Genomic DNA, 13,820 nt, shown 5'->3' on the forward strand with positions numbered 1-13,820 from the left:
CTCCAGAATTAAATCCTATTGAAAAAAGCTGGGCTATTTTAAAAAAATCAGTTACAGAATTACTTCGTAAAATGGACTCTATAACTGATGCAATAACATACTATTTAAAAACTAAATGACTATAACGCTGACTGATTTCAATTTTGCTGTTCATATTTTTGCAAAGGATTTTTTGAAAGTTTTACTACTTTAGATTATAATAATCGTAAGTAGTAAAATTGTTTGGAGGTGTAGGGATGTTTTTAGGTAGAAATCAAGAATTGAACTATCTGGAAAAAATGTATAGTCGAAACAGCTTTCAGATGGCGGTTGTTTACGGTAGGAGACGTATTGGTAAGACGTCCTTATTGAACGAGTTTATTAAAAATAAAAATGCTTTGTATTTGCCTGCTGAAGAGGTAAATGATTCATTGAATTTACAGAAGTTTTCGAGAATACTTGGTGAGAAAATGGGAATCCCAAATTTTCCAACGGTTGATGATTGGAATCATTTTTTTAATCTCATAAAAACTCAATTTGGAAATCAACATCTAGTGCTCGTTATCGACGAATACCCCTATGCAGCATCTGCAAATAAATCTTTGAATTCCATTCTGCAACACATTATTGATTATGAGTTGAAGGATACAAATATTTTTTTAATCCTTTGTGGTTCTTCCATGAGTTTTATGGAAAATCAGGTTTTGGGTGAGAAGAGTCCATTATTTGGTCGACGGACTGGTCAATTAAAAATTAATCCACTAGATTATTATGACTCGTCCCTATTTTATCCAGATGTAAGTTCGGAAGATAAGATACGCTATTATGCTTGTGTAGGTGGGACCCCCTATTATTTGTCATTGATTGATCCAGAATTAAGTTTTGAGGAGAATATTAGGGACTTGTATTTTGAAATCAGTGGATATTTGAACAATGAAGGGATCTTGTTGATGAAGCAGGAGTTCCGAGAGCCAGCTAACTACAACGCAGTATTACAGGCTATTGCTAGTGGATCAAATACACTTAGTGAAATTTCCGGATTTACAAAGTTAGATTCTAATCTTATTTCAAAATACTTAATTACGTTACAAGAGTTGAATTATATTGAACGCATTGTGCCTTTTGGTTCAAATCCTTTAAAAGGTAAGACGAGTCAATACCACATTACGGAGAATTTCATTGCTTTTTGGTATCGTTACATTTTTTCCACAAGAACTGAAATCGAACGTGGAAATGGAGATATTTATTTCCGTTTGGCGATGGATGATTTATCTAACTTTATTGGTCCCATTTTTGAAGAAGTGACTCGCCAGTTTCTTCGACGACTGAATTCACAAGGGAAACTACCTTTTGTTGCTAAATCATTTGGAAGATGGTGGGGAAAAGATAGAGCAGGAAAAGTCCAAGAAGTTGATGTTATTCTAGAATCTGTAGATGGAAGAGAACTACTGATTGGAGAATGCAAGTGGAGAAGCAGCTTGAAAATCGGTAAAACGATTGGTCAGTTACAGGAGAGGTCAGAGTATTTTAATCACTATGTGACCTATAAGTATCTGTTTACGAAGAGTCCTGTAGAACTGAGAAATGTGGATGTTTTGTCAAAATCACTGGATGATTATTTTAAATAAGGAACTTACAAAGGTGGTAGGAGGATTATGAAAAAAACTCGTTTGTTTACAATCCCGCAGGATTTTCCGCAGGAATTTCGGGAGTTTGTGGGGCAGTCAGATCTTTATGATAGTTCCAGTTCTCCAGAAGCTAGAGTTTATTTTATTGACCGCGGAGATGGTTTTTATCTGAAGCAAAGTTCAAAGGGAAGTTTGAAGCTAGAAGCAGAGATGACTGGCTATTTTCATTCTAAGGGGCTGGGAGCAGAGGTTGTGAGCTATGTGTCAGACGTTTATGACTGGCTCTTAACAGCTGCAGTGTCTGGCGAGGATGCGGTGCATCCTCGCTATTTAGAAAAACCTGAGCGGTTGAGTGAGGTGCTGGGACAGGAATTACGGCGTTTACATGAGCTAGGTGTTGACGGTTGTCCTGTCATACATCGGACGGATGATTTTCTGGACCTAGCTGAAAGAAACTATCGTTTAGGTCACTTTAACCCGACTTTATTTGAGTCTTTCTTTTCTTTTTCTTCCGCAGAGGAAGCATATAAAGTACTGCAAGAGGGGAAGGATATGTTTCAAAGTCGTGTACTCTTGCATGGGGATTATTGTCTTCCCAATGTAATGTTGGAGAATTGGCGGCTGACGGGTTTCATCGATGTGGGAACTGGAGGTATTGGTGACCGGCATATCGATCTCTTTTGGGGTATTTGGACTCTCAACTTTAATCTTCAGACCAATGAGTATGCGGATAGATTCTTGGATGCTTATGGTCGTGATGTCCTTAATCCAGAGCTCTTTCCTGTGGTTGCGGCGGCTGAGGTTTTTGGGTGAAGGAGAGTAGATGTTACAGTTCCTTTGGCTTGAGTGGATGAAAAGAATCGTAATGATGGGTCGCGAATCAGGAAGAGCCTCGTAGGTAATTGGGAAGAACTTAAGCGAAACATTGTTGTAAGCCTTTTCAAAATCAACTATTTTTGGTATAGTATATTGTGAAAAAACATTCAAGATAAAAGCGAGGGCTCTTTATGGCAATGGAAAGCAGTTTAATGTCCAAGTTAGAAAAAAGTATTTTGAAAAAGGCAGATTTGTATGATCGCAATTATTGGGCTTATGCCCTACGATCGATGTTTGCCAGTTTCTATTTAGCTTTGGGGACGACACTCTCAATGTATTCTGCGGATAAGCTGAATCATGTTGCTGAGGGGCTGGGAAAATTCAGTTATGGTTTTCTTTTTGGCTGGGGATTGTTGATGATTTTGTATATGAATGCGGAATTGGGGACTTCCAATATGATGTACATGACAGTCGCTATGTATCGGAAAATTCTTCCGAGTAAGAAGGCGATGAAGATGTTAGCAACCTGTGTTCTTTTTAATTTTGTGGGAGCAGTTTTGATAGCTTTTCTTTTGAGTCAGACAGTTCCATATTCGTTCGGGCATATTGATGAAACGAGTTATCTGGTGGAGAGTACGGTGGCTAAATTGGCTAAGTCACCTTGGATTCAGTTTGTTGAGGGAATTTTTGCGAATGTGGTAGTCAATATTGCGGTCTTTGCTTTTTTGAAACTAAAAGATGATGCCGGGAAGATTCTGGCGGCTATTTTCATTATCTTTATTTTTGCGTTCTTTGGTTTTGAACACGTAATTGCTAATTTTTCTACCTTCTCGCTCTCTATTTTCGCGACAGGAGGTCCAGTTGAAGGAATGACTCTGTTCAGTATTTTGAGTAATTTCCTTTTTGCAGGTTTAGGAAATTTTGTTGGTGGGGGGCTCGTTATGGGCTTGCTGTATAGTTGGCTGAACGAGCAGTCAGAACTGTATGTCGATTAAGGATGATTGTAGAAGTTGCGGAATGGTGGGAGATGGGCAGGTATTTATGCTGGCCAAACGTTAATAAATGAATATTAGTAGAAAACCCTTACTAGTGTCTTAATCCTAGTAAGGGTTTTCTACTTAGTGATGATAGGGATGTGATTGAGGAGGTTGGGTTTAAATCCCAGCCTCCTCTTTTGGAATAGTGAAATAATTTTAGTGGCTGTTCAAGTGTTTAGCCTAAAGTTTGCGAAGCAAATTACAATGATTTGTATTTTACACTCTATAGACTTGTAATGACCAAGATTTGGTACAAGTGTTCGTTCCCATCCCTGTCTAATAATATAGTCTAGATGACACCTTGCACAATCATGGCGTTGGCGATTTGTTCGAAGGCTGCGATGTTGGCTCCTGCGAGGTAGTCATTGCCAAGGTTGTAGGTTTCGGCTGTTGTTTTGGCGGTGTGGAAGATGTTTTCCATGATGTCTTGGAGGCGTTGGTCGACTTCGTCTCGTGTCCAAGAGAGGCGGAGGCTGTTCTGGCTCATTTCAAGGGCAGAGACGGCTACGCCACCAGCGTTGGCAGCTTTGGCTGGACCGTAGAGAACACCGTTTTCTTTGTAGACCTTGATAGCATCGAGGTCTGATGGCATATTAGCTCCTTCGGCGACGCAGTAGACACCGTTTTGGAGGAGAGCTGCTGCTTGTGCCCCATTAATTTCGTTTTGAGTGGCACATGGCAAGGCAATGTCTGCTTGACCTTGGTAGTCCCAGACGCTGCCTTCATAGTAGCGGGCGCTCGTTTTTTCGGCTGCGTATTCGGTTAGGCGGGCACGGCGTTTTTCTTTAATTTCAACTAAGAGATCGAAATCAATGCCACTCTCATCAATGATGTAGCCGTTGGAATCGGAAACAGCAATGACGTTAGCACCAAGTTGGCTAGCTTTTTGGAGGGCATATTGGGCTACGTTACCAGAGCCGGAAATAAGAACGGTCTGGTCTTTGAAGGATTTGCCGTTGGCTTGAAGCATGTTTTCGGTGAAGTAGACGAGTCCGTAGCCGGTTGCTTCAGGGCGAATCAAGGAGCCTCCAAAGGCAAGTGGCTTGCCTGTTAGGACACCTGCATCAAATTGGCGTAGTCGCTTGTATTGCCCATAGAGATAGCCAATTTCACGCGCGCCGACTCCAATATCGCCAGCAGGGACATCTAGAGATGGTCCAATGTGTTTTTGAAGCTCGCTCATGAAACTTTGGCAGAAGCGCATGATTTCAGCATCAGTTTTACCTTTGGGATCAAAATCAGAACCGCCTTTACCACCACCAATAGGTAGTCCAGTCAAAACGTTTTTGAAAATCTGCTCGAAGCCGAGGAATTTCAAAATGGACTGGTTGACGGAAGGGTGAAAGCGAAGTCCGCCTTTATAGGGACCAACTGCTGAGTTGTACTGAACTCGGTAGCCACGATTCACTTGGACTTTTCCATCTTTGTCAGTCCATGGGATACGGAAACTAATCACACGTTCAGGCTCAACCATGCGGGCTAGAATGTTTTCTTCTAGGTATTCAGGGTGTGCTTCTAGGACTGGCTCTAGGGTTGCGAATAATTCTTCGACAGCTTGAAGAAATTCAGCTTCGTGAGGGTTACGTGCTTGGACGTCTTGGAAAGTGCTTTGGATATAGTCTGTAACTCGTGACATAGTCTCCCCTTTTCTATTTTTCCGAAGAAATTGAATTATCTGACAATTCGTCAGGTGAGATTATCATACCATTGAAGGCGATAAAAGTAAAGTTAGAGAGCAGTAGAAGGTTGCTCAAGCCATTGGTAGCCGTCAGAAGGTGACAGATAGAAGTTTCTCATAAAAAGGGCTGGTTTTGGAAATGGAAAGCAAAGTCATTCAGACTTTTTTGCACAAAAATGATAAAATAGGGATGTCTGGAATTCTGTGAGTGTGATGACACATTCCAAATTCCACTATCAAAGAGAGCTAATTTGAGCTCATATGAAGAAAGGAAGACGCATGAAAGGTATTATATTAGCGGGGGGTTCCGGCACGCGCCTTTATCCAGTAACCCGGGCGGCATCCAAACAGTTGATGCCGGTCTATGACAAACCAATGATTTATTATCCGCTCTCAACCTTGATGTTAGCAGGGATTCAGGAGATTTTAATCATTTCTACACCAACAGACCTCCCTCGCTTTGAGGAGCTTTTGGGCGATGGATCTGAAATCGGTATCTCCTTGTCCTATGCAGTTCAACCAAGTCCTGATGGCTTGGCACAAGCCTTTATCATTGGTGCAGATTTCATTGGAGATGACTCTGTTGCCCTTATCTTGGGAGACAATATTTATCATGGTCCAGGTTTGACCAAGCTTTTGCAAAAAGCTGCGCAAAAAGAATCAGGTGCGACCGTTTTTGGTTACCAGGTTAAGGATCCTGAGCGTTTTGGGGTGGTCGAGTTTGATGAAAATATGAACGCGATTTCCATTGAAGAGAAGCCAGAACAGCCTCGCTCCAATTACGCAGTAACTGGTCTATATTTCTATGACAATTCTGTAGTTGAAATTGCAAAGAACATCAAGCCGAGTCCTCGGGGTGAGTTGGAAATTACGGATGTGAATAAGGCCTACTTGGATCGAGGAGATCTTTCAGTTGAATTGATGGGGCGTGGTTTCGCCTGGTTAGATACAGGAACACACGAGAGTTTGTTAGAAGCTGCGCAGTACATTGAAACTGTTCAGCGGATGCAAAATGTGCAAGTTGCGAACCTCGAAGAAATTGCCTACCGTATGGGGTATATTAGTCGGGAGCAGGTTTACCGTTTGGCGCAGCCCCTCAAGAAAAATGAGTATGGGCAATACCTTTTGCGTTTGATTGGAGAAGAAAATGGCTGAGAATTTTTTTGGTAAAACTCTAGCAGCTCGTCCGATTGAAGCGATTCCGGGCATGTTGGAATTTGATATCCCAGTTCATGGGGATCATCGTGGTTGGTTTAAAGAAAATTTCCAAAAGGAAAAAATGCTACCGCTTGGCTTCCCAGAATCCTTCTTTACGGAAGGAAAACTTCAAAATAATGTTAGCTTTTCAAGAAAAAATGTCCTTCGTGGTTTACACGCAGAACCATGGGATAAATATATTTCTGTAGCTGACGAAGGTCGTGTCTTGGGTGCCTGGGTGGATTTACGTCAAGGACCAAGTTTTGGGAATGTTTACCAAACTGAGATTGACGCTTCCAAAGGGATTTTTGTTCCTCGCGGTGTAGCCAATGGTTTCCAGGTTTTATCAGACAAGGTCGCTTATAGCTACTTGGTCAATGATTACTGGGCTTTGGAATTAAAGCCCAAATATGCCTTTGTGAATTATGCTGATCCTAGCCTTGGTATTGATTGGGCTGACCTAGCTGCTGCTGAAGTGAGTGAAGCAGATGAGAATCATCCACTCTTGAAGGATGTAGAACCATTAACAGAAGATAAACTTTAAGGAAGAGAAATGACTGATTATAAAAAAATCATTGTAACGGGTGGAGCAGGATTTATTGGTTCCAATTTCGTTCATTATGTATACAATAATTTTCCAGACGTACATATTACCGTCTTGGATAAGTTGACTTATGCAGGAAATAAGGCCAACATCGAGTCTATTTTGGGAGATCGAGTGGAACTGGTTGTTGGGGATATTGCGGATGCGGCGGTTGTAGATCGTTTGGCACAAAATGCGGATGCTATTGTTCATTATGCGGCAGAGAGTCACAATGATAATTCTCTTGAAGATCCGCGCCCGTTTATTGATACGAATTTCATTGGAACCTACACCCTTTTGGAAGCAGCTCGGAAGTATGATCTTCGTTTCCACCATGTTTCGACAGATGAAGTTTATGGAGATTTGCCTTTACGAGAAGATCTTCCTGGCAAGGGGGAAGGTCCAGGTGAGAAGTTTACAGCGGAGACACCTTACAACCCATCTTCTCCTTATTCTTCAACCAAAGCTGCGTCGGACTTGATCGTTAAGGCTTGGGTTCGTTCCTTTGGCGTAAAGGCGACGATTTCCAATTGTTCGAACAACTATGGACCATATCAGCATATTGAGAAGTTTATTCCGCGTCAAATCACCAATATCTTGAGTGGTATTCGTCCAAAATTATATGGCGAAGGCAAGAATGTACGTGACTGGATTCATACCAATGATCATTCTTCAGGCGTTTGGGCTATTTTGACCAAAGGTAATATTGGGGAGACCTATCTAATCGGGGCTGACGGTGAGAAAAATAATAAAGAAGTACTGGAACTCATTTTGAAGGAAATGGGGCAAGCTCCTGATGCATATGACCATGTTACAGACCGTGCGGGGCATGATTTACGTTATGCCATTGATGCGAGCAAGCTTCGGAATGAATTAGGGTGGAAGCCTGAATTTACAGATTTTGAAGCAGGTCTAAAAGAAACGATCGCTTGGTATAAAGAGCATGAGGATTGGTGGAAAGGTGAAAAAGAAGCCGTTGAAGCTAACTATGCTAAGACTCAGGAAGTGATTAAATAAGGAAATAAGAGGCGGAATGGGATCATTCTTGCCTCTTGTGTCTATTATGGAGGTTAGGATTCTGAGAAAACAATGGTTAGGAGTTCTGCTAGGGATTGCTGGTATAGGGCTTGTATTCGGTTTATATGATCGTCTACAGATGAAGGGACGGCTGGAACGAAATCGTTATCCCATCCAAATTGTTTTTCAAAAAGCTGGTTTGAGAGCAGAGTCTGAGAAACTCTATACCAAGGCTGGGCAGGTGACTTGGACGATTCATGTGGATTCGGATCAGCTTCGGAAAAATGGTTATCAATTTCCATATGATCAGAGGGAGGAAGATTGGCTGGGCAGGGTGTATCTACCCAAAGCTGTATTAGAAGCTAGTTTAGGACAAGAATTAGCTCATCACGGAACAGAGATAGAACTCCAGTCTAAATCTACCAATCTGAAAAAGGTGCTCGCAGATAGGCGTTTGATAGCTCATGCTGGGGGAACTATGCGAGAAGCTGGCTTCCTATCTGCCTATAGTAATTCTTTACAAGCCCTAAAACAGAATTACTCACTAGGACATCGTATTTTTGAGTTTGACCTCAATTTGACCAAGGATGGTCGTCTTGCAGCAGTTCATGATTGGGAAAGTGATGTGCCAACTGCCCAGGATTGGGAGCAGTCTAAGACTAAAGATTCAAACAATATCCAGGCTCAATATACGACTTTATTTTGGGAAGATATCCTTCGACAAATGGAATTGAACCCAGATATGATTGTTGTGACAGATACTAAGGTTAAGGATCTTACACAGAAGGATATTAAAGAGCAATACCGTATTCTAGCTCAGGCTGTAGAAAAAATGAATCCCTATTTGGCTGAACGGATTCTGGTTCAACTCTATAAACCTGAGGACTATCAGTTGCTTGAAGAAATGGGAGTTTTTAAGCACTATATTTTAACCTTATATGCTTCATACCTAAAGGAAGAAGCCATCGTCAAAAGTCTCGAAGATAAGCCCAATATTTTAGCAGTGACCCTTCCTCAAAAAGATGAACGCTTAACGGATTCTTTGATTTCACAGATTCATGAATCGAACCGGTTGGTTTTGGTACATACAGTAGATGGCTTTGCGACCTTGTCGAAAATCCTTAATCGAGGTATTGATGGGGTTTACACCAACAATCTTTTGAGCAAAGATATAGATCTATATCAAGAAGTCTTGGATTCTCAGAAATCATTTGATATTGAAGTCTATCGGAAATAGGTAGTAAAAAATGTTTCTGAAATAATAGGTTTTAAAATTGAGAATAGTTGAATGACACCCCAATAGTTATCTAGAATGCCTAACAATTGGGGTGCTTTCAAGTCCCTTTTGATGGGGTGAAAGAAATCTGTTATACAGTCTTGCTTGTTAGCAGTCTATATTTTAAGTGGCAAGCTGAAACGTTTTTTTCCCAGATTGTCTGATTCCCGCTCTGGTCCAAAAGCAGGTTGCATGTTTTTAGATGAGATGAGCCAAGTTTATATCGATAAGGTGGCGACATTAGGAGTGCTTAACGAGTCAGGAATTGTAGTTTACCTCGTAAACCTTATGTTGCCTATTCAAATGGACTGTATCAAAAAGTTTCACCAACTAAAAATCAGAGGCTGGTACTTGAATCTAGCTTCTAGAGATAGTTCGAAGAACGGATGGAGAAGATGAAAGGAGCTGGGAATCGTTAGGGTTTAAAATGGTCGTTTTTGAGTTTTAGTTTTGTAGGGAATCTAGGAGTGGTGATTTGTTCTTGTCTTGAAAGGATTTTGACTTATCTATTTGTATTTCATGGCTTTCGTGGTAAACTTATTAAGAATGAACAGAAGAGGAGATCGAGATGACGATTTCAGTAATTGTTCCGTGCTTTAATGAAGAAGAGGCCCTACCCCTTTTTTATCAGGCTATGGAAGAAATCCAGCCTCAGTTGGATCAAGAATTTGAATATATTTTTGTGAACGATGGTTCCCGAGATGGGACGCTAGAAGTGCTTCGGGAATTGGCAGCTAAGGACTCTAAGGTGACCTATTTGTCTCTTTCTCGAAACTTTGGGAAAGAGGCTGCTCTCTATGCTGGACTTCAGGAAGCCCATGGAGAGCTTGTGACAGTGATGGATGTGGATCTCCAAGATCCACCGGAGTTACTGGTGGAGATGGTTCAACGGTTGGAGAATGATCTCGACTTGGATTGTGTAGGAACACGCCGAGTGACTCGAGATGGAGAACCGCCCATTCGCTCTTTCTTTGCCCGTCTGTTTTATCGCCTCATTAACCGAATCAGTCAGGTACAAATGGTAGATGGAGCCCGTGATTTCCGTCTGATGCGGCGACAAATGGTGGATGCTATTCTAGATGTGACGGAGTACAATCGCTTTTCTAAGGGGATTTTCTCCTGGGTAGGTTTTAAGACTGAGTATTTGGAATATAAGAATGTGGAGCGTGTAGCGGGGCAGACGAGTTGGAATTTTTGGCAACTCTTCAGTTACTCTTTAGAGGGGATTGTCAACTTTTCGGATGCTCCCTTAGCCATTGCCTTTGTAGGGGGAGCCTTGTCTTGTTTGTTGGCTTTTGCCCTTGCCGGGGTGGTGATTGTCCGCACCCTTTTATATGGGGATCCAACCGCAGGTTGGCCATCTATGGTTTCCATTATCCTCTTTTTAGGAGGTTTTCAATTATTAACAATCGGAATTCTTGGGAAGTATATCGGTAAAATTTTTATGGAAACAAAAAATCGGCCGATCTATATCATCAAGGAGCGTTCAGAAGAGAAAGGATAAACGATGATTCTCATTACAGGAGCAAAAGGACAACTTGGAACAGAGTTGGTACACTATTTAGATGAGTTAGGGCAGGAGTATAAAGCCTTAGATGTGGCTGAAATGGATATTACTAAGCAGGAAGAAGTAGAGCGCGTTTTTGCAGAAGTGAAGCCGAGCTTAGTCTATCATTGTGCGGCCTATACAGCTGTAGATGCGGCAGAGGACGAAGGTAAGGAATTGGATTACGCCATCAATGTTACCGGAACTGAAAACGTCGTGCGTGCTGCAGAAAACCATGGTGCAACGATGGTTTATATTTCTACTGATTATGTGTTTAATGGTGACAAACCGGTTGGAGAAGAATGGCAAGTAGACGATCCAGCAGATCCACAGACCGAGTATGGTCGTACCAAACGCATGGGAGAAGAGCTAGTAGAAAAAATCTCTAGTCGTTATTATATTATCCGTACTGCATGGGTTTTCGGGAATTATGGGAAAAACTTTGTGTTTACCATGCAGAATTTAGCGAAGACTCATCCAGTTCTAACGGTCGTAAATGACCAACATGGTCGTCCTACTTGGACTCGAACTTTAGCAGAATTTATGGTTCATTTAGCGGACAACCAGCATGAATATGGTTATTATCATCTTTCCAATGATGCAGAGGAAGACACGACTTGGTTTGATTTTGCGGCTGAAATTCTTAAAAATACAGAAGTAGAGGTAAAGCCTGTCGATTCTAGTCAGTTCCCAGCTAAAGCCAAACGACCATTCAACTCAACAATGGATTTGACCAAAGCGAAGGCAACTGGTTTCCTTATTCCAACATGGCAAGAGGCTCTTGCAGCGTTTTATAACCAAGACGTAAAATAGAGTCTTGTGATTCATCAGAACGAACCCTTTGCTGGCTAGCAGGGTTCGTTTTTTACACTTCTTTTGCGGATTATCAAGGACAGATGTCTTAGGATTTGATATACTAGAATAAAAAAATAAAGGAAAAGTTATGGCAATTTTAGTCTTAGGTGGAGCTGGATATATTGGTTCTCATATGGTTGATCGCTTAATCTCTCAGGGAAGCGAGCGTGTAGTGGTCGTGGACAATTTGGTAACAGGACATCGAGCGGCTATTCATCCCGATGCTGTCTTCTATGAAGGAGATTTGGCGGATCAGGATTTTATGCGTCAGGTTTTTAAAGAAAATCAGGATATTGATGCGGTTATTCACTTTGCGGCTTATTCATTGGTAGCTGAATCGATGGTGGAGCCATTGAAGTATTTTGATAACAATACGGTTGGTATGGTCAAACTACTAGAGGTTATGAAGGAAGTAGGTGTGAAATACATTGTTTTCTCTTCTACAGCCGCAACTTATGGTATACCAGAAGAACTTCCGATTTTAGAAACCACTCCTCAAAATCCCATCAATCCATATGGCGAAAGCAAGTTGATGATGGAAACGATCATGAAGTGGGCAGACCAAGCTTATGGAATCAAGTTTGTCCCTTTGCGCTATTTCAATGTAGCGGGTGCAAAACCAGATGGTTCCATTGGAGAGGACCATGGTCCAGAGACTCATTTACTTCCTATCGTCTTACAGGTGGCGCAAGGGGTTCGGGATAAGATTATGATCTTTGGAGATGATTATAATACTCCTGATGGAACAAATGTCCGGGATTATGTCCATCCGTTTGATTTGGCTGATGCGCATCTTCTGGCAGTCGAATACCTCCGTGCAGGTCACGAATCCACCGCTTTTAACTTAGGTTCCTCTACCGGTTTTTCAAATTTGGAAATTTTAGAAGCAGCTCGTAAAGTAACTGGGAAGGAGATTCCAGCAGAAATGGCAGAGCGTCGACCTGGAGATCCAGATACCCTCATTGCTTCTTCAGACAAGGCCCGTGATATTTTGGGCTGGAAACCACAATTTGATAATATTGAAAAAATCATCGAAACCGCTTGGGCTTGGCATTCAAGCCACCCAAATGGATATGATGATAGAGATTAGAATTTGAGTGAAGGGTCGAAGAGATTGGGTGAAAATGAATCATTTCTGGCTTCGCTTAAAATTTAAATAGGTAAAGACAGCCTAGAATCAACGTTTTTAATTGACGTCATTCTAAGCTGTTTTATATTCTAAAGCCTTTTGGGCAAGACTTTTTTGAGTGAGTAACGTTGTGAAATAAAAAGGGGTTAAGCCAAGTCGGCCTCCCCTTTTTATTTTCCGAGATTTTGGATTAGTTCTTGCTTGTCTGCGAAGTTCAGTACTGCAATTCCGTATTCTCCGAGAGCGTTAAGATAGTCTTCTTTCAGACCTCGATATCCTTCATCACTAACAATAATGTACAATTCTTCTTTTCCACCGTATTCGAATTGTCGGAGTTCTGAAGTATCTAACCAACTTGCAAGAATAGTATCTACTTGTTGTTTACCGATGGTGTTATGGACTCGTGCGATTTTAGATATCCCCTTACTCATAAATACGAAATTAAATTTATATTCAAGATGAGATTTTCCAGCTATTGAGAAAGAGGGGAATACGCTATAGGAATCATTGCCAATAAAGTAATGTTTTACATCATCTAAAAATTGCGATTTTACATGTACAGGTGAAAGTTGAATGAAATTATAGATATTCATCAATAATTGAGTCATGTCATGAATAGCTTGTCCTAGTTTGTTTTTGCTGATCGTTCGTTCAATTGCCTCACCATTCAGACTAAAACCATTGTATTGTAAGAGGGAATCAAAGAGATCTTTACGGCGGCTCTTTTTTTTGAGATCGACACCATTTATGGAAAGATTCCAAATGGTATAGTTGTCATCAGTTATCAAGAGTTGTTTGCCATCAGATTTAATTGAAAAACCAATGGCTTCACCTAGTGGATCTACAAATGGGGTCACAACCTCAATATGTGTTTCCGAAATGCTATTAAAGTAGGCATTTTCATGAATAAAGTTTAAATATTCATTTTTTATTTCCTGTGCATTCATTGGTTAGATGAAAGTTCTAAAATGAAGTTAGCCACCCCACCTTATTAGAAATTTAAGTACTTTAACTTTTTGATGTCGATTCCTTATTTCATTTGATAGCAGGTTTGGAGCTGTTAGGCTAACTAGCCAAGG

General features: G+C 41.1%; 12 protein-coding genes. 10 read left to right on the top strand and 2 right to left on the bottom strand.

The window, feature by feature from the left end; translation table 11 throughout:
* Positions 1 to 236 precede the first annotated feature (236 nt).
* The 3 genes from ACXM1Q_RS07655 to ACXM1Q_RS07665 all read left to right on the top strand — a co-directional run bounded on the left by ACXM1Q_RS07655 (position 237) and on the right by ACXM1Q_RS07665 (position 3,418).
* Positions 237 to 1,607 carry an ATP-binding protein gene (locus ACXM1Q_RS07655; RefSeq protein WP_458517549.1) on the top strand — a complete coding sequence of 457 codons (1,371 nt, stop codon included), beginning with the start codon at positions 237 to 239 and terminating at the stop codon, positions 1,605 to 1,607.
* Between the two features lie 27 nt (positions 1,608 to 1,634).
* Complete coding sequence (locus tag ACXM1Q_RS07660; protein ID WP_458517550.1) at positions 1,635 to 2,420, top strand: aminoglycoside 3'-phosphotransferase; 786 nt, start codon at positions 1,635 to 1,637, stop codon at positions 2,418 to 2,420.
* A 215-nt stretch (positions 2,421 to 2,635) separates the two neighbouring features.
* On the top strand, positions 2,636 to 3,418 hold the full coding sequence (locus ACXM1Q_RS07665) for a formate/nitrite transporter family protein (RefSeq protein ID WP_458517551.1): 783 nt from the start codon (positions 2,636 to 2,638) through the stop codon (positions 3,416 to 3,418).
* A gap of 331 nt (positions 3,419 to 3,749) precedes the next feature.
* Here ACXM1Q_RS07665 and gdhA read toward each other — a convergent pair whose 3' ends face one another.
* Positions 3,750 to 5,096, bottom strand: coding sequence for an NADP-specific glutamate dehydrogenase (gdhA, locus tag ACXM1Q_RS07670; RefSeq protein ID WP_458517552.1), 1,347 nt, complete (start codon positions 5,094 to 5,096; stop codon positions 3,750 to 3,752).
* A 321-nt stretch (positions 5,097 to 5,417) separates the two neighbouring features.
* Between gdhA and rfbA the strand changes: the two genes are divergently transcribed.
* From rfbA to galE, 7 genes are all read left to right on the top strand, one after another.
* On the top strand, positions 5,418 to 6,293 hold the full coding sequence (rfbA, locus tag ACXM1Q_RS07675; protein ID WP_458517553.1) for a glucose-1-phosphate thymidylyltransferase RfbA: 876 nt from the start codon (positions 5,418 to 5,420) through the stop codon (positions 6,291 to 6,293).
* The gene (locus ACXM1Q_RS07680) at positions 6,286 to 6,879 is read left to right on the top strand and encodes a dTDP-4-dehydrorhamnose 3,5-epimerase family protein (protein ID WP_458517554.1); all 594 of its coding nucleotides are present in this window, start codon (positions 6,286 to 6,288) and stop codon (positions 6,877 to 6,879) included. The genes rfbA and ACXM1Q_RS07680 overlap by 8 nt, the downstream gene beginning before the upstream one ends.
* 9 nt (positions 6,880 to 6,888) lie before the next feature.
* The gene (gene rfbB / locus ACXM1Q_RS07685; RefSeq protein WP_458517555.1) at positions 6,889 to 7,935 is read left to right on the top strand and encodes a dTDP-glucose 4,6-dehydratase; all 1,047 of its coding nucleotides are present in this window, start codon (positions 6,889 to 6,891) and stop codon (positions 7,933 to 7,935) included.
* Between the two features lie 16 nt (positions 7,936 to 7,951).
* Positions 7,952 to 9,172, top strand: a complete 1,221-nt coding sequence (locus ACXM1Q_RS07690; RefSeq protein ID WP_458517556.1) for a glycerophosphodiester phosphodiesterase family protein — start codon at positions 7,952 to 7,954, stop codon at positions 9,170 to 9,172.
* Between the two features lie 607 nt (positions 9,173 to 9,779).
* On the top strand, positions 9,780 to 10,715 hold the full coding sequence (locus ACXM1Q_RS07695; protein ID WP_458517557.1) for a glycosyltransferase family 2 protein: 936 nt from the start codon (positions 9,780 to 9,782) through the stop codon (positions 10,713 to 10,715).
* Between the two features lie 3 nt (positions 10,716 to 10,718).
* On the top strand, positions 10,719 to 11,570 hold the full coding sequence (gene rfbD, locus ACXM1Q_RS07700) for a dTDP-4-dehydrorhamnose reductase (RefSeq protein WP_458517558.1): 852 nt from the start codon (positions 10,719 to 10,721) through the stop codon (positions 11,568 to 11,570).
* 130 nt (positions 11,571 to 11,700) lie between these two features.
* Complete coding sequence (gene galE, locus ACXM1Q_RS07705) at positions 11,701 to 12,702, top strand: UDP-glucose 4-epimerase GalE (RefSeq protein ID WP_458517559.1); 1,002 nt, start codon at positions 11,701 to 11,703, stop codon at positions 12,700 to 12,702.
* A 209-nt stretch (positions 12,703 to 12,911) separates the two neighbouring features.
* Here galE and ACXM1Q_RS07710 read toward each other — a convergent pair whose 3' ends face one another.
* Positions 12,912 to 13,688: a DUF1828 domain-containing protein gene (locus tag ACXM1Q_RS07710; protein WP_458517560.1), complete on the bottom strand. Its 777-nt coding sequence runs from the start codon at positions 13,686 to 13,688 to the stop codon at positions 12,912 to 12,914.
* Between the last annotated feature and the right edge of the window lie 132 nt (positions 13,689 to 13,820).

The sequence above is a fragment of the Streptococcus sp. 10F2 genome (assembly GCF_054331515.2).

Coding starts and splice junctions, on each gene's coding strand:
- ACXM1Q_RS07660 (WP_458517550.1), top strand. CDS start 1,635: ATGAAAAAAACTCGTTTGTTTACAATCCCGCAGGATTTTCCGCAGGAA.
- ACXM1Q_RS07680 (WP_458517554.1), top strand. CDS start 6,286: ATGGCTGAGAATTTTTTTGGTAAAACTCTAGCAGCTCGTCCGATTGAA.
- ACXM1Q_RS07695 (WP_458517557.1), top strand. CDS start 9,780: ATGACGATTTCAGTAATTGTTCCGTGCTTTAATGAAGAAGAGGCCCTA.
- ACXM1Q_RS07690 (WP_458517556.1), top strand. CDS start 7,952: ATGGGATCATTCTTGCCTCTTGTGTCTATTATGGAGGTTAGGATTCTG.
- rfbA (WP_458517553.1), top strand. CDS start 5,418: ATGAAAGGTATTATATTAGCGGGGGGTTCCGGCACGCGCCTTTATCCA.
- ACXM1Q_RS07710 (WP_458517560.1), bottom strand. CDS start 13,688: ATGAATGCACAGGAAATAAAAAATGAATATTTAAACTTTATTCATGAA.
- rfbB (WP_458517555.1), top strand. CDS start 6,889: ATGACTGATTATAAAAAAATCATTGTAACGGGTGGAGCAGGATTTATT.
- ACXM1Q_RS07665 (WP_458517551.1), top strand. CDS start 2,636: ATGTCCAAGTTAGAAAAAAGTATTTTGAAAAAGGCAGATTTGTATGAT.
- ACXM1Q_RS07655 (WP_458517549.1), top strand. CDS start 237: ATGTTTTTAGGTAGAAATCAAGAATTGAACTATCTGGAAAAAATGTAT.
- gdhA (WP_458517552.1), bottom strand. CDS start 5,096: ATGTCACGAGTTACAGACTATATCCAAAGCACTTTCCAAGACGTCCAA.
- galE (WP_458517559.1), top strand. CDS start 11,701: ATGGCAATTTTAGTCTTAGGTGGAGCTGGATATATTGGTTCTCATATG.
- rfbD (WP_458517558.1), top strand. CDS start 10,719: ATGATTCTCATTACAGGAGCAAAAGGACAACTTGGAACAGAGTTGGTA.